At 69.2% G+C, this 17,568-nt stretch carries 14 protein-coding genes; 11 read left to right on the top strand and 3 right to left on the bottom strand.

Going from position 1 to position 17,568, the window contains the following annotated elements; genetic code table 11:
• Positions 1-1,034: 1,034 nt before the first annotated feature.
• Both ACFFGN_RS20755 and ACFFGN_RS20750 read right to left on the bottom strand, forming a co-directional pair.
• Entirely contained in the window at positions 1,035-1,667 is a 633-nt protein-coding gene (locus ACFFGN_RS20755; RefSeq protein WP_380050193.1) for a VOC family protein, read from the bottom strand.
• Positions 1,668-1,704: 37 nt separating this feature from the next.
• Positions 1,705-2,460: a DUF3109 family protein gene (locus ACFFGN_RS20750; protein ID WP_380050190.1), complete on the bottom strand. Its 756-nt coding sequence runs from the start codon at positions 2,458-2,460 to the stop codon at positions 1,705-1,707.
• An 80-nt stretch (positions 2,461-2,540) separates the two neighbouring features.
• Between ACFFGN_RS20750 and ACFFGN_RS20745 the strand changes: the two genes are divergently transcribed.
• The 9 genes from ACFFGN_RS20745 to ACFFGN_RS20705 all read left to right on the top strand — a co-directional run bounded on the left by ACFFGN_RS20745 (position 2,541) and on the right by ACFFGN_RS20705 (position 14,474).
• On the top strand, positions 2,541-3,464 hold the full coding sequence (locus ACFFGN_RS20745) for a Ppx/GppA family phosphatase (RefSeq protein ID WP_380050187.1): 924 nt from the start codon (positions 2,541-2,543) through the stop codon (positions 3,462-3,464).
• A gap of 13 nt (positions 3,465-3,477) precedes the next feature.
• Entirely contained in the window at positions 3,478-4,350 is an 873-nt protein-coding gene (locus ACFFGN_RS20740) for a sugar phosphate isomerase/epimerase family protein (protein WP_380050184.1), read from the top strand.
• Positions 4,350-4,922: a TetR/AcrR family transcriptional regulator gene (locus tag ACFFGN_RS20735; protein WP_380050181.1), complete on the top strand. Its 573-nt coding sequence runs from the start codon at positions 4,350-4,352 to the stop codon at positions 4,920-4,922. The genes ACFFGN_RS20740 and ACFFGN_RS20735 overlap by 1 nt, the downstream gene beginning before the upstream one ends.
• 59 nt (positions 4,923-4,981) lie before the next feature.
• On the top strand, positions 4,982-5,704 hold the full coding sequence (locus ACFFGN_RS20730; protein WP_380050178.1) for an ABC transporter ATP-binding protein: 723 nt from the start codon (positions 4,982-4,984) through the stop codon (positions 5,702-5,704).
• A gap of 8 nt (positions 5,705-5,712) precedes the next feature.
• A complete protein-coding gene (locus ACFFGN_RS20725) occupies positions 5,713-6,438 on the top strand; it encodes an ABC transporter permease (protein ID WP_380050175.1) in 726 nt (241 codons plus the stop codon).
• 978 nt (positions 6,439-7,416) lie between these two features.
• Entirely contained in the window at positions 7,417-8,346 is a 930-nt protein-coding gene (locus ACFFGN_RS20720; RefSeq protein WP_380050172.1) for a proline dehydrogenase family protein, read from the top strand.
• Between the two features lie 114 nt (positions 8,347-8,460).
• Positions 8,461-10,998 (top strand): ATP-binding protein, encoded by a 2,538-nt coding sequence (locus ACFFGN_RS20715; protein WP_380050168.1) that lies wholly within the window; start codon positions 8,461-8,463, stop codon positions 10,996-10,998.
• Positions 10,999-11,260: 262 nt separating this feature from the next.
• Positions 11,261-11,716 (top strand): hypothetical protein, encoded by a 456-nt coding sequence (locus ACFFGN_RS20710; RefSeq protein ID WP_380050165.1) that lies wholly within the window; start codon positions 11,261-11,263, stop codon positions 11,714-11,716.
• Positions 11,717-11,876: 160 nt separating this feature from the next.
• The gene (locus tag ACFFGN_RS20705; RefSeq protein WP_380050162.1) at positions 11,877-14,474 is read left to right on the top strand and encodes a tetratricopeptide repeat protein; all 2,598 of its coding nucleotides are present in this window, start codon (positions 11,877-11,879) and stop codon (positions 14,472-14,474) included.
• A gap of 9 nt (positions 14,475-14,483) precedes the next feature.
• Here ACFFGN_RS20705 and ACFFGN_RS20700 read toward each other — a convergent pair whose 3' ends face one another.
• A complete protein-coding gene (locus ACFFGN_RS20700; RefSeq protein WP_380050159.1) occupies positions 14,484-14,954 on the bottom strand; it encodes a hypothetical protein in 471 nt (156 codons plus the stop codon).
• 105 nt (positions 14,955-15,059) lie between these two features.
• On the opposite strand from ACFFGN_RS20700, the gene proC reads away from it, so the two are divergent.
• The gene (gene proC / locus ACFFGN_RS20695) at positions 15,060-15,869 is read left to right on the top strand and encodes a pyrroline-5-carboxylate reductase (protein WP_380050156.1); all 810 of its coding nucleotides are present in this window, start codon (positions 15,060-15,062) and stop codon (positions 15,867-15,869) included.
• A 55-nt stretch (positions 15,870-15,924) separates the two neighbouring features.
• On the top strand, positions 15,925-17,559 hold the full coding sequence (locus ACFFGN_RS20690; protein WP_380050153.1) for a hypothetical protein: 1,635 nt from the start codon (positions 15,925-15,927) through the stop codon (positions 17,557-17,559).
• Positions 17,560-17,568: the final 9 nt, after the last annotated feature.

Raw genomic sequence — 17,568 nt, 5'->3', positions numbered from 1 at the left:
GCCACACCCAAAACGCAACAGGCTCTGCAACCGGGTAGCGGTCAAACAACTCGGCAGCGGCCACCCGAAAACCCGGTAGCCGCGCGAAACCCGGTAGCCCACCCGGAACCCCGGCTCTCGCGAGGCCAAACCACGCCGACCAGCCTGCGGTCGAAGGTCACCGACACCGATCCACAGCAGTCCTGAGAGTGGCCAGCCACTGCGCTGGTGGGTTACCACCCCGGAATCCCAGGTGGTAACCCACCACGCGAGTGGCCAGCCACTGCCAGGGCCGCTCTACGTGGCGCCTACGGCTGGAGCCGCGCCTGCTGCCGGAATGATCGCCCGAGAGCGCCGGAATTCGGCCGATCGCCTGCCGCTGGCGGCAGGTAGTCACCGAGCCGGGCCTCCGGCGGAATCACGCGCCACCCGGGACGCCGTACCCGCCACTTGGGACGCCGTACCGGACGCCCGGGACGCCGTACCCGCCACTTGGGACGCCGTACCGGAGACCCGGGGACGCCGTACCGGAGACCCGGGGACGCCGTACCGGAGACCCGGGGACGCCGTACCGGAGACCCGGGGACGCCGTACCGGAGACCCGGGGACGCCGTACCGGACACCCGGGGACGCCGTACCCGCCACTTGGGACGCCGTAGCGGAGCCCCTGGACGTCGTACTCGAATGGTCGGGCCTCCCGCGAGGGGGATCACCAGGCTGTCGGCGTGCCACGGGATCACTCGGCGCAATCGGGCATACCTCACCCGTCCCCCCTGATAGCCCGCCGCACTTGGTGGACCCGGGGTGGGGCAAGGGCGCGCATGCGTCGGCGCAGCCGATCTCGACCCTTGACGCGGCCCGGGTTCACCTGACAATTCGAAGACTCAGGGGGACGGGTGCACGGCACAACCAGCCCAACCGTCGACCCGCGCCAACGGGCGACCCGACCGGCCAACCCGACCGGCCAACCCGACCGGCCAACCCGACCGGGCAAGGCGGTTGCACCAAGCGGCGACCGGAAGGACAAGCCCCCGGTCGACCGGGCCAAGCGGAACCTACAGGCGGACGATGCCGGTGGGGGTTTGGAAGATGGCGGCGACCAGGCCGGGTTGGCCGTTGGGGCCTACCCAGGCGACGTCGAGGTCGTCGAGGAGGTGGTCGGCGGGGTGGCCGATCCACTCGGTGACGCGGACGGGGTCGCCGGCGATCTCCAGGGCGTTGAGGCGAATGTCCTTGCCGCCGACGGAAGGGTGCTGCGTCTCGTCGTCCCACTTGATGAAGAACGGGAGCTGCGGGTCGGCCATCAGGCCCTTGACGCCGATCTGGCGCCAGGTGATGTTGACGCCGTCCGGGCGGTGACGGTTGCCGGGCACGGCTTCGCGGCCGAGGCGCTGTTCCATCCGGGCCATGTCGCGGACGCAGACGACCCAGCCGAGCCAGCCGCCGCCCATCTCCTTGCGGGCGCGCACGGCCTGGCCGAACGGCGCCTTGTCGGAGGCGGGATGGTCCAGTACGTCGACCACCTCGATGTAGCGGTCGTTCTCCAGCGGCAGCACGAAGTTGACCGTGCCGAAGCGTGGATGGATACCGCCGTCGACGAACTCGGCGCCGAGCAGGGCGGACAGGCGCTCGACCGTGGCGTGGACACCGTCGGGGCCGGCGGCGTACGAGAGATGATCAAGTCGCATGCCGCCATTCTGGTCCCCAGCGGCGGCGCCCGCAGAATTAGGGTGTCATAACTTCCGTCGTGGCCGGGTGCTCCAGCAAGGGCCGGCCGGTGGCCAGGTAGTTGCGGCACAGGCCTTCGAGGATCGCGTAGGCGCCCTCGCCCATCAGGGTCTGCAGCTCGACCCGGCTGGACTCGAACACTGCCTCGACGCCGACGTGAGCCTCGGTGTTACCGGTGCAGTACCAGTCCAGATCGTGGCCGCCGGCACCCCAGCCGCGCCGGTCGTACTCGCCGATGCCGACCTCGGTGTACGTCGTACCGTCCGGGCGCTCGACCTCGCGGAAGGTGCGGCGAATCGGCAGTTGCCAGCACACGTCGGGCTTGGTCTCGACGAAGTGCACGCCCTTCTTCAGCGCGAGGCCGTGCAGCGCGCAACCGGCGCCGCCTTCGAAGCCCGGGCGGTTCAGGAAGATGCACGCGCCGTCGAAGACGCGGGTCTTGCGATCGCCGTCGTCGTCGGTCTCGACCCAGCCGTTGGTTTTGCCCTCCTTGCGGAACTGCCAGTCCTCTTTGCCGAGCAGCTTGACCCACGTCTTGACGCGCTTTTCGTCGTCATCGTCGGAGAAGTGGGCGCCCAGCGTGCAGCAGCCGTCGTTCGGGCGGCCGGCGTAGATGCCCTGACAACCACCGCCGAAGATGCAGCTCCAGCGCGAGGTCAGCCAGGTCAGGTCGACGCGGAAGATCTGGTCGGCGTCGGCGGGGTCGGGGAACTCGGCAAAGGCACGGGGGAAATCGAGAGAAACCTCAGGCACCGGTTAAGCCTACGGGCAAACCCGCCGGAACCGGGTGCAGCGCCGATCCAGCACTTCGCCCAGTCCAGTAGCGTGAGGGCATGCGGCTCGGCGTACTCGACGTGGGTTCCAATACCGTCCACCTTCTCGTGGTGGACGCACATCGTGGTGCCGCGCCCTTGCCGGCGTACTCCCACAAGATCGAACTGAGGCTGGCCGAGCATCTCGACCCGCGTGGGCTGATCGAGCCCGCCGGCGCCGACGGCCTGGTCGAGTTCGTGGCCGAAGCGGCGGAGCTGGCCGAGGACAAGGGCTGCGAATCCGTTTACGCGTTCGCCACCTCGGCGATTCGCGAGGCGCCGAACGGCGAAGAGGTGCTCGAGCGGGTCCGGGCCGAGACCGGCGTCCGCCTGGTCGTGCTCACCGGTACGGACGAGGCCCGGCTGACCTTCCTGGCCGTACGGCGCTGGTTCGGCTGGTCCTCGGGCCGGCTGGCGGTGTTCGACATCGGTGGCGGGTCCCTCGAGATCGCTGCCGGGTCAGACGAGTCCCCGACCGTGGCGGTGTCCGTCCCGCTCGGTGCGGGCCGGCTGACCCGCGAGTCGTTCTCGACCAGTCAGCCGGACAAGGACGAGATCAAGGCGCTGCGCAAGCGGATCCGCATCGAGATGGCGGCGGTCGCCGGCGACGTACTGCGGGCCGGGCGGCCGCAGCGGTCCGTGGCGACCAGCAAGACGTTCCGCTCGCTCGCGCGGGTTTGTGGCGCCGCGCCGTCGGCGGACGGGCCGTATGTGCCGCGCACGCTGGCCCGGGCCGACCTGATCGAATGGTTGCCCAAGCTGATCGAGATGACCGCCGAGGAGCGTGCCGATCTGCCCGGCGTCTCGCCGGGCCGGTCCCATCAGCTCATCGCCGGCGCACTGGTCGCGGACGCGGTGATGGACCTGTTCGACATACCGGAGCTCGAGGTCTGCCCTTGGGCCCTGCGCGAAGGCGTGATCCTGGCACGCCTGGACCAGTTGTAAAGAGAGTAGAGCTGTGAGCACGAGAAATCGCGGGCCGAAGATCGGCCTGTCCACCGCCTCGGTGTATCCCGAGTCGACCGCCAGTGGCTTCGAGCTGGCGGCCCGGCTCGGGTACGACGGGGTCGAGGTGATGGTCGGCATCGACCCGTTGAGCACCCAGGTCGACGCGCTGAAGCGGCTGGTCGACTACCACCAGCTGCCGGTGCTGGCGATCCACGCGCCCTGTCTACTGATCACCCAGCGGGTCTGGGGAACCGATCCGTGGGGCAAGCTCGAACGAAGTGCCGAGGCCGCGACCGAGCTCGGCGCGGACGTTGTCGTCGTACATCCGCCCTTTCGCTGGCAACGCGAATACGCGAAGGGATTCGTCGAAGGCGTGGCCCGGCTCGAAGCCGAAACCGGCGTGGCCTTCGCGGTCGAGAACATGTACCCCTGGCGAGCACCGGGCAAGGGCCTGCAGGCGTATGCGCCGAGCTGGGACCCGACCGAGCACTCGTACGCGCACACCACGCTGGACCTGTCGCACTCCTCGACCGCCGAGCAGGACTGCGTCGAGCTGGCGCACCGGATGGGCGAGACGCTGACGCACATCCACCTGACCGACGGCACCGGTTCGGCCAAGGACGAGCACCTGGTTCCGGGCCGCGGCACCCAGCGCGCGGGCGATCTGCTCGCCATGCTGGCCAATCGGGACTTCCGCGGCCACATCGTGATCGAGATCAACACCCGCCGTTCGGCCAGCCGGTCCGAGCGCGAGGTGGATCTGGTCGAGTCGCTGGAGTTCACCCGCAAGCACTTCACCCGTGGACCCGTCGCGGTCGATGGCCGCCGTACCGCGTCGTACTCGGTCACCTCCGACGGCGAGGTCTCCGAGCTCGAGACCTGATGGCCGGCCGTCGTCCCGGTGGTCCGGATACCCGCGGCGAGATCGTCGCCGCGGCCCGGGAATCCTTTGCTAGCAAGGGATTCGACCGTACGTCGATCCGCGGGGTGGCCCGTGACGCCGGGGTGGACGCGGCCTTGGTGCATCACTATTTCGACGGCAAGGAAGACCTCTTCATCGCCGCGCTGGAACTGCCGATCGACCCGCGGGTGATCGCAACCGAGCTGATGCGGGGGCCGCTGGACGAACTCGGCGCGCGCATCGTCACCACCTTCCTGAGCGTTTGGGAGACCGACGCCGGGCAGGCCCGGATGAAGGCGATGCTGCGCGGCGCGGTCACCAGTGAGGAGGTGGCGAAGATGGTGCGCGAGGGCATCACCCGGATGATCTTCACCCCGGTCGCGGCCGTCCTCGGTACGCCCGACGCGACGCAGCGAGTGGCCCTGGTAGCGAGCCAGCTGATGGGTCTCGCGCTGGCCCGCTACGTGATCGAGCTGGAGCCGCTCGCCTCGGCCACCCCCGACGAGGTCATCACCCGCATCGCCCCGACCCTCCAGGGCTACCTCACCCGCTGAGCTTTTTCGGCAGCCGCCAGTGGTTGCCAAGGTGTCGGGCCGAGGTCTAAATTCATCACATGGTGAATAACGCGGTGACCGGCCGTGGCGTGACCGTCGTACGCGGCGATCGCGAGGTGCTGCACGGCATCGACTTCGATCTCGCGGCCGGATCGGTGACGGGCCTGCTCGGGCCGTCGGGCTGCGGTAAGACCACGATGATCCGCGCGATCGTCGGTCTGCAGGCGAAGGTCACCGGCACGGTCGAGGTGCTCGGCCTGCCCGCGGGTGATCGGAAGCTCCGCGGCCGAATCGGCTACGTCACTCAGGAACCCAGCGTGTACGGCGATCTGACCGTGACGGAGAATCTCCGCTTCTTCGCGGCGGTGCTCGGTGCCGACGGCGCTGACGTCGAGCGGGTGATCGAGGCCGTCGCGCTGACGGATCACGCGAATGCCTTGGTGGACAGGCTTTCCGGTGGTCAACGTTCCCGCGCCTCGCTGGCCGCGGCACTGCTCGGCAAGCCCGAACTGCTCGTACTGGATGAACCGACGGTCGGCCTCGATCCCGTACTACGGCGCGATCTGTGGGCGTTGTTCCACCGGTTGGCCGAAGGTGGTTCGACCTTGCTGGTGTCGAGTCACGTGATGGACGAGGCCGTACGGTGCGACCGGTTGATGCTGATGCGTGAAGGTGAACTGCTGGCCGACGGAACGCCGCAATCCCTGCTGGACAAGGCGAAAACCAGCGATATCGAAACCGCCTTCCTCGCTTTGATCGAGCAGCGGGAGGGAATCCGATGAACCCGCGCGTGACGTTTGCGATCGCCGCCCGGGTGCTCGCCCAGTTGCGGCGGGACCACCGAACCGTGGCGATGCTGGTGGTGATGCCCGCGCTGCTGGTCACGTTGATGTGGTGGATGTTCGCTGAGACGCCCGAGACTTTCGACCGCGTTGGTGGTGCGCTGCTGGCGGTCTTCCCTTCGATCATCATGTTCATCGTCACCTCGGTTGCCACCTTGCGCGAACGCTCGAGCGGCACCTTGTCGAGGTTGTTCACCCTGCCGATGGGCAAGCTCGATTTCCTGCTTGGTTACGCGCTGGCCTTCGCGTTGATCGCGGTGGTGCAAGCGGCCGTCGTGGTCTCGATCGCCTTGTATGCCTTGGATCTGGACATCCGCGGCCAGGCCTGGCAGCTCGGCGTGGTCGCGGTTCTCGACGGTGTGCTCGGTACGGCGCTCGGGCTGCTCGCGAGCGCCTTCGCCTCGACCGAGTTCCAGGCGGTTCAGATGATGCCCGCGGTGATGATCCCGCAACTCCTGTTGTGCGGGTTGCTCGTACCACGCGACCACCTGCCCGCCGTACTGCAAGCCGTCTCGGACGTGCTCCCGCTTTCGTACGCCGTGGACGCCGTCGGCGGAGTCGCGATCGGCCGCGGGTTCGGCCAAGGCGCCGGCACGGATGCCCTCGTAGTCCTGGCCTTCATCCTCGCCGCCCTGGCCTTCGCCGCCGCCACCCTCCGCCGCCGCACCCCCTAGCCGCACCCCCTAGCCGCCATCGCTAACCGCCATCGCTAACCGCCATCCGTCACGCCTGCGAACCTCTGGGCCGCCACCCGGCGCTGCGCCTGTGGGCGTCGACCGAATTCCGAGGGTCGACCGTCGGAATAGGGGGTAGACGTGCGAGATCTGACAGGTCCACCCCCGATTCCGACCGCCGACGGTCGGAATAGGCGGCCAGTTGCCCAGACCTTCGGGGCGACCACTCGCGGGTGGTTGAAGGTGTCCACTAGTCCGAAAGTGGATGGGCGGGGCGTGCGACTCGGCCTCGGCTGCCGAAAGCCGGGTGCTGGTGTACGCGTCTGCGGACATGTTGTGGGAGCCGGGCACCCGCACTCGTGTCCGCGCAGGGGCCGATAACACCTGCTAGGACACGATGAACTGCCGTCAGCGGGAGGTGCCCCCCTTTGGCTGTGATGCACAACGCCGCCCGAACCATGCGGTTGATGGAAGTGCTTGGTGAGTCCACCGGACGTTTTGCGGTCCGGAAAATGTCGAGTGGACTCACCAAGACGACCCTGCCATCGGCACTAGACCAGCCCGGCTAAGGTGCGCACACGCGACCACGCGCGCAAGCCCCTGAGCACGACCCGACCACTCGCCGGACGGCCCCAAAACGAACTACAGCGACCCCGGCCATCACTCCAACTTCAGCCCGGAACGGGTCGCACGCCAGAGCCGTGCATGGCTCGCGGAAGGACACGGCAGCGAAGAAGGGGTGGTTGAAGGCGGCCACCTGGCTGGGGGTTGGGCGTGACCGCTCGCCGGAGTGGGGCCGACGGGGTGGGGTACTGGGGAGTGAAGAGCTGGGAAATGCGGGTTTTCCCTTGAGTGTGCGGAGGGTGAGCGGGGGTATACCACGCGTGGCAGTGGTCCGATTTAGTGGACGGGGCATCATCCGCGTAACCTGCTAACACCCCTGGCATACGGGGCCGGGTGCCATGAAGGAGGAACGTCGTGCTTCGCCAGGTCCTGCTGGGTGTGTCTCGCAGCCCGAAGATCAAGAAGGCCGTTTCGTCACTGCCGGTTTCGTCCGGCATCGTGGCCCGGTTCGTCGCCGGTGAACGCGCCGACCAGGCCGTGCTGTCGACCGAGAAGCTGGTCAGCGACGGCTTGTTCGTCACGCTGGACCACCTCGGTGAGGACGTCACCGAGCTCGCGGACGCGACGGCGACCACCGACGCTTACCTGGAGCTGCTGCGCCAGTTGTCCGAGGCCGGCTTGACCCAGCAGGCCGAGGTTTCGGTCAAGCTTTCCGCGGTCGGCCAGGCGCTGCCGGGTGATGGCGAGAAGATCGCGCTGGAGAACGCGCGCACGATCTGCCACGCGGCCCGCAACGCCGGGACCACCGTGACGCTCGACATGGAAGACCACACCACCACCGACTCGACGCTGGAGATCCTGCGGGAGCTGCGGCAGGACTTCCCCGAGACGGGGGCGGTGCTGCAGGCCTACCTGCGCCGGACCGAGGCCGACTGCCGTGATCTGGCTCACGCCGGTTCGCGAGTCCGTCTCTGCAAGGGTGCCTACAAGGAGCCCGAGTCGGTCGCCTTCCAGAACAAGGCCGAGGTCGACAAGTCGTACGTGCGCTGCCTGCGCATCCTGATGAACGGCGCCGGCTACCCGATGGTGGCCTCGCACGACCCGCGGCTGATCCGGATCGCCGGTTCGCTGGCGGATCGCGCCGGCCGGCACAAGGACACCTTCGAGTTCCAGATGCTCTTCGGTATTCGCCCGGAGGAGCAGCGCCGCCTGGCGAGCGAGGGTCACACCGTGCGCGTCTACGTGCCGTACGGCGAGGACTGGTACGGCTACCTGGTTCGCCGCCTCGCGGAGCGCCCGGCCAATCTCCAGTTCTTCCTGCGCTCGCTGATCAGCAAGAAGTAAATATTTACCCAGGATTCGCCGACGTTCGGTGAGTGAACCGTCGCGTTCTGCGTCTGGACCGGTTAGCCTCGCCCGGCGAGCTGGTTCGGGGGGAACCACGGGAGGCGCACGCGAATGTCCGGAACCGTACCGCCGCGGCCTGACGGCGTTGACAGCATGGCCGCGTTCGGATCACGCCTGCGCGAACTGCGGGCCTGGTCCGACCTGTCGTACCGCGAGCTGCATCGCCGCATAGTCAAGAGCCGGACGGCGCGTGGCGTCGCGGAGATCCCGGCGTACGACACGGTCTATCGCTGTCTGCAGCCGGGGCGGAGCCGCCTCGACGTCGAGCTGGTCGTCGACGTCGTACGGGCGCTGCTGGCGGAAGAGCCGGGGGAGTCCGACGAGCAGGCCGTGCTCGCATGGCGGCAGGCCTACCAGCTCGTCACGGGCGCCGCCTCCGACGCGGCGGTGGTGAACGTGACGGACCACCTGCCGGATGACCTCGAGGTCTTCACCGGCCGGGCCGAGGCGCTCGGGCGGCTGCGGCGGTCCGCGTTCGGGCGGTCGGAACCCGTGGTGATCGCGGTCGACGGTATGGCCGGAGTCGGCAAGACCCGGCTGATCGTGCACGCGGCGCACCAACTGGGCGGCGTGCAGCAGGTCCTCGCGGTGAACCTCCGCGGCTACGACCCACGCGAACCGGCCGATCCCGGTGCCGTGCTGGACGCGTTCCTGCGCCTGCTCGGGGTGCGGACGAACCGCCTGCCGGGTACGAACTGCGCGGCCCGTACGGCGAAACTGGGCGAACTGCTCACCGGCAAGAAGTCCGTGCTGCTGCTGGACAACGCCGCCTCGGCCGATCAGGTGATGCCCCTGCTGCCCGGCGTACCCGGCAGCCTGGTGCTGGTCACCAGCCGGCGGCGCCTCGAGCTGCCCGGCGCGGAACGGCTGCAGCTCGGCCCGTTCACGCCGGCCGAATCCGCCGAGCTGCTGGCGAAATCGGTCACGCCCGCGCGGATCCACGCGGATCCCGACACGGCCGGGCGGATCGCCGTACAGGTCGGGCAGTTGCCACTCGCGCTGGCCCTGGTCGCCGGGCGGATCGAGGCCCGGCCGGACTGGAGTCTCACCGATCACCTCGAGCGGCTTGTCGAACGCGGCCAGACGTTGTGCCTCGACGATGCCGTGGAGATCGCCTTGGCCCAGTCGTACGCGAGCTTGTCGCCGGCGCATCGGACCTTGCTGCGCATGCTGGCTTTGCACCCGGGCGCGGATTTCGACACTGCCGCGGCGGCCGTTCTCGCGGGCGGCGACGAGGCTGAAACGTCAAGCCTGCTGGGGGATCTGCTGCTCGGGAGCCTGCTGCAACAACGCGCGCCCGGGCGGTTCGAGATGCACGACCTGGTCCGGGTGTACGCCGCGCGATGTGGCAGTGACGAGGACCCGGCGAGTTCGCGGCGCGCGGCCTTCGCCCGGTTGATGGACCACTACCGGGCGATGGCGGCCGTAGCGATGTCGGTATACGCGCCGCACGAGACGGACTGGCGTCCGCGGGTGGCGCCATCCGCCGTACCGCTGGTGGCACCGGCCGACCGGGACGAGGCACTGGCTTGGCTGGAGGCGGAACGGGTCAACCTCGTTGCCTGTGGTCTGCGGGCCGCCGACCAGGGGTTACCCGGGCATGCCGTCGACCTGTCCTCGATCCTCTATCGGTACCTCGACGACGCCGGGCATTACGCGGATGGCGAGGTCCTGCACACGCGGGCGGCCCAGGTCGCGCCGCGCGCTTCGCGGGGCAAGGCCCTCAGCAGCCTCGGGGTCGTCTACTGGCGCCTGGGCAAGTTCGGCGAGGCCCGCGAGGTGTACGCCGAGGCGCTCGCGATCGCGACCGCCGACGGCGATCACCGCGAGCGGATCCGGGCCCTGATCAACCTCGGCCTGGTGCTCGAACGCGTGGGCTCGTACGGCGAGGCCCTCGCGAACTACTACCAGGCCATCGAGATCGCCACCTCGATCGGCTCCCGGGTGGCGACGGCCCACGCGTTGCACAACGTGGTCCACCTGACCGAACGGCTCGGCCGGTACGACGAGGCGTACGACCGGGCGCAGGATTGCCTGGCGATGCTGCGCGAAACCGGCGACCGGGTAACCGAAGGCCGCGCGCTGAACAGCCGGGCTCTGGTCAATCTCAGCCTGGGAAGGCTCGACCAGGCCCGCGCGGACGCCGAGGAGGCGGTGGCCGTCGCCCGCGAGGTCGGCAACCGTATCGGCGAGGGTTATGCCCTGACCACGCTCGGCCGGGCCCTGGGCGCTCTCGGTGCGACCGAACCCGCGCGAGCCCGGCTCGACCTCGCGCTGGCGATCGCCCGCGAGGCGGGCAACCGCGATGCCGAGGCCCTAGCGCTGAACGAGTCCGGCACCGTGTACAGCCTGGCCGGATCGCCTGAGGCCGGGTTCGACCAGCACCGCGAGGCGTTGGCGATCGCGGCGGAACTCGGTGATCCGTACGAACGGGCCCGGAGTCATCTCGGCTCGGCCCGCGCGCTGGTCCGGCTCGGCGATCACACCGCCGCCCAGGCCGAACTCCGCCTCGCCCTGGTCCTCTTCGACCGCCTGCAAACCCCCGAGGCCGACACCGTAGCCACCCACCTGGCCGCGCTCTCCGCCTAACCTTTTCCATGCGTTCATTCGTCGGAATCCGCCCTCTCAGCGCCGTCGGCTGATCCGGCGCTTGCAGAACGGCGCCTGCCAAATGGCCGGCGAGCCCGCCGCCGAGGACGGCTGACCACCCATTTCTTGGCGCCGATGAATGCCAGCTGCCGTCGGCTGACCGGATTTGATCGGGAACGGGGACAGCTGGGCGGTGCAGGTGCGAGCGTTCGGGCAACTGTTCGTGACTGGACAGGACCGCTCAGTGAGAAGGAGTTTTGTCATGCGCATGTCCCTCAGGACGCTCGGCATCGCGGCCACCTCGGCCGCCCTGCTGACGCTCGGTATCACCCCCGCGGTGGCCGAGGACGGCCACATCTACGTGAAGGTCCACACCTACCCGTCGGGTGGTGACTCGGGCGGTTCGTCCTACGCGGACCTCAACTTCACCGCCGCGCGCTCGGTCACGTACAACAAATGGGTCATCAACGACACCTGCCCCGGCGACGGCTTCCGCGTGATCGCGCGAGCCCGCGCCCAGCTGCGCAGCGGCGCCTACGCCAACGGCGCGTGGCACGAGGACGACGGCACGTGTGAGAGCGAGCCGTGGGGCCCCTACAGCGGCCGTGAGCTGAACACCAGCGGCGACATCATGCGCGCGGGTATTCAGGTCTGCGTCGACCTCGGCGACCGCCTCAAGTGCGAGTCGGAGTTCCGCGACAACCCGCACACCCGGTAACACGCAGATCCACTGCCCCCACAGTGGCAGCCCGGCCGGCCCCGCCCCCACGGTGCCGGCCGGCTGCCGTGGCGGACCAGCCGGACACGAGCCGACACTCCGTTTCTGTAACCGGACTGTGACAAACGGTTAGACTCCCTTCGGAACTGGGGAGGTCCACGTGAAGCTGGTCGCGGAGGGGGCGCCGGGCCCGATAGGAGCCCGGACGGTCGAGGAACTCAGCGCGTGTCTGCGCGCACTGCAGGCCTGGTCGGGGGTGTCGTACCGGGAGATCCATCGCCGCGTGGTGCGTTCGCGTCAGGAGCGGAACGTGGCCGAGATCCCGGCGTACAACACCGTCTACCGCTGCCTCAGCCCGGGCCGCTGCCGGCTCGACGTCGAGCTGGTCGTCGACATCGCCCGCGTTCTGCTCGACGACGAGACCCGGGCGGCCGAGTGGCGCCAGGCCCACCAGGTGGTGAGCGGCCTCGCGGCGGATGCCGCCGTGGTCAGCGTCGACGTTCTGCCCGAGGACCCGGGCGCCTTCACCGGCCGCGCCGCCGAACTGGCCGCCGCCCTCGAGAGCAGTACGACGCGAGGCCTGCTGCTGGTGGAAGGAATGCCGGGCGTCGGCAAGACCACCCTGGCCACCCATCTCGCGCACCAGCTGATCGAACGCGGGCAAGGCGGCGAACTCCAGTTCGCGGTGAACCTGCGCGGCCATGATCCGGACCGTCTGCCGGCTGATCCGGCCGCGGTACTGGATGGGTTTCTTCGCCGCCTCGGGGTCTCCGGCAGCCGCATCCACGGTCTCGACCTCTGTGGCCGGTCGGCCCTCTTCCGCCGGTTGCTCGCGGACAAGCAGGCGGTGATCCTGCTCGACAACGCGGCCTCCGAGCAGCAGGTCGAGCCGTTGCTGTCGCCCGGGTCGAACAGCTTCACGATTGTGACCAGCCGTCGCCATCTCGCCGGTCTACCCGATGCCCGGCGGCTTCGACTCGGCGTCTTCGCGCTGCCCGAGTCGCTCGACCTGCTTCGCCGTACGGCGGGCTCGGCCGTGGTGGACGCCGACCCGGCGACCGCGCGGCGAATCGCCGAATTGGCCGGGCATCTACCGCTGGCCCTCGCCGTACTGGCCAGCCGGATCAAGGCATCGCCCGGGTGGTCGTTGCGGGACCACCTCGAGCGGCTGGTGGAACACCGGTCCCGGTTGCGCCTCGACGATGGCGTGGCGCTCGCGCTCTCCTCGTCGTACGAGGCGCTCGGGCCGGACGCGCAACGGTTGTTGCGCTTGCTGTCGGTCCACCCGGGCCGCGACTTCGACGAAGGGGCGGCGGCCGCTCTTGCCGGGCTCGAACCGGACGAGGCCTCACCGCTCCTGGCGGACCTTGTGCGCGCGAGCCTGGTTCAGGACCGAGGGCACGGCCGGTACGACCTGCATGACTTGATCCGCGTGCTGGCCTCGGACCGGGCCCAGGACGAGGAGGCTCCAGCGGTACGACGCGGGGCCCTCGATGGGCTCTTCGCGTACTACCGATCGGCTGTGGCCTCAGCGGTTACCAGCTACGCGCCGCACGATTGGCTGCGCTGGGGTGATGCCGTCGGCATGGGTGAGCTTCCCCGGGCGACGGATCCGGCCGCGGCCCGGACCTGGCTCGACCGCGAACGGCTGAACCTGGTCGCGACCGCCTTGTGCGCGGCGGAATCCGGCCGCCCGTCGTACGTGACGGACATGTCGATGATGCTGCACTACTACCTCGACACCGCCGGATACTTCTGCGAGGCCGAGACGCTGCATCAAGAGGCCGTGCGCTGCGCCCTCGACGACGACACCCGCAGTCGCGCGTACAACGTGCTGGGCTGTGTCTACTGGCGGCTGGGGTCTTACGCCGACGGCCGGGCCGCCTATCTGCGCGCGCTCGAACTCGCCCGGGCCGTCGGCAATCAAAAGGGTGTCGGCAGCGGCTTGTCGAACGTTGCCCTCGGCCACTTCCGGCTCGGCCGCTACCAGGACGCGGTCGACAGCCATCGCGAGGCGCTCGCCATCTTCGTCGCCATCGACAACAAACCGCGGATGAGCACGACGCTCGCCGGGCTCGGCTGGAGTTCGCTTCGGCTCGGCCGGTACGACGAAGCGCTGGCGTATTTCCTGCAGAGCCTGGAGATCACCCGTGGGCTGGGTGATGACGGCACCTTCGAAGAGGCCTACGCGTTGGCGAACGCGGGGGTGGGATACGAAGCGCTCGGGCGGTTGCCGGAGGCCCGGATCCACTTCGAGCAGTCGCTCGCGTTGTCCCGGCGGCTCGGGTATCCCGCCGGGCAAAGCGACGCGTTGAGCGGCCTTGGCCGGTTGCACCGGGCGGAAGGCCGGGGCGGTTGGGCCGTGCGCTGTCATCGCGAGGCGCTGGAGTTGTGCGACGACATCGGCAACCGGCCGCTCACGATCGAGATCCGCAACGACCTCGGCCGGGCCTACCAGCAAACGGGCCAGCCGGATCTGGCCCTGGAACAGTTCGAGGTCGCACTGGAAGAGGCGAAGGCTCTCGACGATCGTTTCGAGTTGGCCCGGGCGCATGCCGGGCTGGGCGGGCTCTGGGCTCAGGAAGGCTCGTTCGCCGAGGCGGAACGGTGCTGGCAGCAGGCCCTCACCTTGTTCGAGGCGCTGCACACGCCGGAGGCCACCGGAGCGCGGAAGGCCCTGGCGATGGTGACCGCCAAGGCGAGTTTGGTCCGGAACGGCCGAAGCCGCCGGGAGTCACTCCCGACGGCCGCGACCTGATCCGCTGGTTCAGCAGAGGGCGCCGGTCGAAACCTTGTGCCACGCGGTCCAGCTGGTGAAGTTCCGCTCTTCGCCGGCCTTCTCCTCGTACATCCGGAAGCGGACGCACTTGGTCTCGTCGTGGTCGTACGAGCACTTGCCCCAGCCGTCCGCGGCCGGCAGGGCGCCGCAGTAGCGGTTCTTGCCGTAGTTGGTCTGCACGTGCACCCAGGCCTGCCAGCCGTTCGGGTCGAGGTCGCGAATCCACTGCTCGTCGCCGTTGGCCTGGAAGCAGGTCTCGCCGTACCAAACGGCGATCCGGACGTTGCAGGCGGGCGGAGCGGCTGCGATGAGCGTTCCGGCCGAGGTGGCGACCGACTTGGCCGGGCCTTCGTCGACGGCCGGAGCCGCGGCGGCGATGCCGGCACCGGTCAGCGTCAGCATCGCGGTGGCGGCAACGGCCGTCAGGACGCGTCGAGTGGTGCCGAGAAGCGTGCTCATAGGGAGGTCCTTCCATGGCGGGGTCTGTCTGACAGCCCAAACCCTCGCGGTCCACCCCGTGGCCAAACCCCCTTCTCGATCAAATTCGACCACTAGGCTGCCCATATGACAGGAACAGGCCAGGTCGCGATTCTCGGTGCGGGTGTGATGGGGGAGACGCTGCTCTCCGGGCTGCTGCGGGCCGGGCGCCGGCCGGAGGAATTGCTGATCACCGAGCGCCGGGAGGAACGCGCCGACGAGCTGCGCGAGCGGTACGGCGTGGACGTGGTGACGAACTCCGAGGCCGCCGCGAAGGCCGAGACGCTGCTACTGGTGGTCAAGCCGCAGGACATGCCCGAACTGCTGGCCGAGATCGCGCCGATGGTTCGCCCGGAGCAGACCGTGGTGTCGCTGGCGGCGGGTATCACCACCGGGTTCATCGAGTCCCGCCTGCCCGAAGGCGTCGCCGTCGTCAGGGTGATGCCGAACACGCCGGCCCTGGTCGACGAGGGCATGGCCGCGATCTCCCGGGGCGCGCACTGCGACGAGAGCCACCTCGTGCTCGCCGAGGGCCTGCTCGCCGCCACCGGCAAGGTCGTCCGGGTGCCCGAGAAGCAGCAGGACGCCGTCACCGCGGTGTCCGGCTCCGGCCCGGCATACATCTTTTTTGTGGTCGAGGCGATGATCGAGGCCGGCGTGCACATGGGCCTGCCGCGCTCGACGGCGACCGAACTGGTGGTCCAGACGGTGGTCGGTTCGGCCAAGCTGCTGCGCGAGACCGGCGAGCACCCGACCGTGCTGCGCGAGCGCGTCACCTCACCCGGTGGTACGACGGCCGCCGCCGTCCGTGAACTGGAGGACCACAAGGTCCGCGCCGCGTTCCTCTCCGCGATCGAAGCCGCCCGCAACCGCTCCCGCGCCCTAGCCGCCGAGTAACCCGCCTTCGCGGAAAGTTGGGCGGGGTCGGCCGGGTGGGCCGTTAAGGTCGGGCATGGCGAACACGCTGGATGCTGAGGTCGCGCGCCGCTGGCTGGCGGTGGTCGTGCCGAGCTGGATCTACCGTTACCTGCTGCCCGCGCTCTGGGCCGCCGCCGTGGCGGTCTCTTTGGCCTTCGGGGACGAAGTGCCGTGTTCGGAGCAGGACCCGAGCAGCTGCGGACCCGACGTCAGCTTCGCGTTGAGCCTTGTCATATGCCTCGCTTCCCTCGTGTTGTGGTGGTGGATGCCGCGGCTGGCGGCCTGCTTCGGGATCGCCTTCGCGGCCCTTGAGGTCGCGTTCGATGACACCCCCGAGGCCGTGGCCGCCTGGGGCACGTACGGCGGGCTCTGCCTGCTGTTGCTGGCCTGGTTCGCCATCAGCCGGAACCGCCAGCTGGCCCGGACCCGCGATCTCGCCCGCCGCCCGGTAGTTCTGCCCCCGGCCGAACGGACGGGCTTCACCTGGCCGCTCGCCGCACTGGCGGTCGCGATCGTGGTGGCCGTTGCCGGCATGGCGGCGATGCGCTTGCAGGACGCCGAGGATCCGGACTGGTTCGGCATGGTGGCCGAACCGGCGGACAACACCTGGTGGTACACCGTCTCCGGGAGTGCCCTGCTGCTCGGTGTACTGCTGGCGGGCAGAGATCTGCAACGGCGGCGCAATCGGCCTACGCGGCCGGTGACGACGACCGGGCTGCCGGTTCGGATCGCGCCGGCTGCGGGGATGCGGTTGGGGGTGTTCGCGGCGGATGACCTCAAGTTCGAGAACGTGCTCGGCTTTGTCGGCGCGTTGCCGGACGACCCGGATCAGGCCGGGGAACTCGACGCGGCGTACGACGTCCTGGAGAAGGACGTAACCGAGTTCGCACCGGCCTCGGTCCGGCGGCAATGGGAGACGGACCTGCGCAAGTACCAAGGAAACGCCTTGCTGGTAGGCGATCTGACCGACGGGGCCTGGGTCACTCTCGTTCTCGGTGACACCGTGATGCGCGCGTCCCGCCCCTTCCGTGCGCCCAGGACCAACCCGCTCGACGTTCTGCCCTTCGCGCGCGGCCGGGAGGAGTTCGATGGCCTGTCCGCCGACGAAGACCTGTCCGCCGGCGACGAGCAGTACGAAGACAGCGAGGTCGTCGAGGTTGCCCAACCCGCGGGCGAAGTCCCGGCGCTACCGTGGCAGGTGCCGCTCGAGCCGGCGCCGTGGTGGTCGCGATTGTTGCTCGTGGCACCTTTCCTGATCGCGCCACCGGTGCTCTGGTTCGATCCCGGCGCCTGGCAGACCGCTTTGCTGGTCGTGGCCGCAGGCGGCAGTGGCATCAACTTCGCGTGCCTGCAACTCCTGCAGCGGTTGACGTTCGAGGCGGACGTGCTGGCGATCCGGTCGACGAACCAGATCCACCGTGTGCCGTGGCAGGACCTCCGCGCGATCGACGTCGCGGGCAGGCAGATCACCTTCGAAACCGAGCACGACCTCCACGTGGTGGGCGGATTCGACGACAAACGAACCACTCCCGAGTACGTCGCCTCGGTGGCCGAGACCATCCGTCGCCAGGCTCGACCGGCCTCCGCTCAGATCCGGCCGGCGCCTGGTGCCGTCATCGTCGTGGCCTACGTGCTGCTCTGCGCCGCGGTCTTCTTCCTCCGCTACTGATTCCCGGGA

Source organism: Kribbella deserti (genome assembly GCF_042434725.1).
GTDB classification, from domain to species: domain Bacteria; phylum Actinomycetota; class Actinomycetes; order Propionibacteriales; family Kribbellaceae; genus Kribbella; species Kribbella deserti.
Note: the sequence above shows the minus strand (reverse complement) of the source record. Positions and strands in the feature narration are given on the sequence as shown.

Excerpts from the sequence above, each read along its gene's own strand:
- ACFFGN_RS20755 (WP_380050193.1), bottom strand. The coding sequence starts at position 1,667 with ATGCGACTTGATCATCTCTCGTACGCCGCCGGCCCCGACGGTGTCCAC.
- ACFFGN_RS20745 (WP_380050187.1), top strand. The coding sequence starts at position 2,541 with ATGCGGCTCGGCGTACTCGACGTGGGTTCCAATACCGTCCACCTTCTC.
- ACFFGN_RS20735 (WP_380050181.1), top strand. The coding sequence starts at position 4,350 with ATGGCCGGCCGTCGTCCCGGTGGTCCGGATACCCGCGGCGAGATCGTC.
- ACFFGN_RS20730 (WP_380050178.1), top strand. The coding sequence starts at position 4,982 with ATGGTGAATAACGCGGTGACCGGCCGTGGCGTGACCGTCGTACGCGGC.
- ACFFGN_RS20715 (WP_380050168.1), top strand. The coding sequence starts at position 8,461 with ATGTCCGGAACCGTACCGCCGCGGCCTGACGGCGTTGACAGCATGGCC.
- ACFFGN_RS20710 (WP_380050165.1), top strand. The coding sequence starts at position 11,261 with ATGCGCATGTCCCTCAGGACGCTCGGCATCGCGGCCACCTCGGCCGCC.
- ACFFGN_RS20700 (WP_380050159.1), bottom strand. The coding sequence starts at position 14,954 with ATGAGCACGCTTCTCGGCACCACTCGACGCGTCCTGACGGCCGTTGCC.
- proC (WP_380050156.1), top strand. The coding sequence starts at position 15,060 with ATGACAGGAACAGGCCAGGTCGCGATTCTCGGTGCGGGTGTGATGGGG.
- ACFFGN_RS20690 (WP_380050153.1), top strand. The coding sequence starts at position 15,925 with ATGGCGAACACGCTGGATGCTGAGGTCGCGCGCCGCTGGCTGGCGGTG.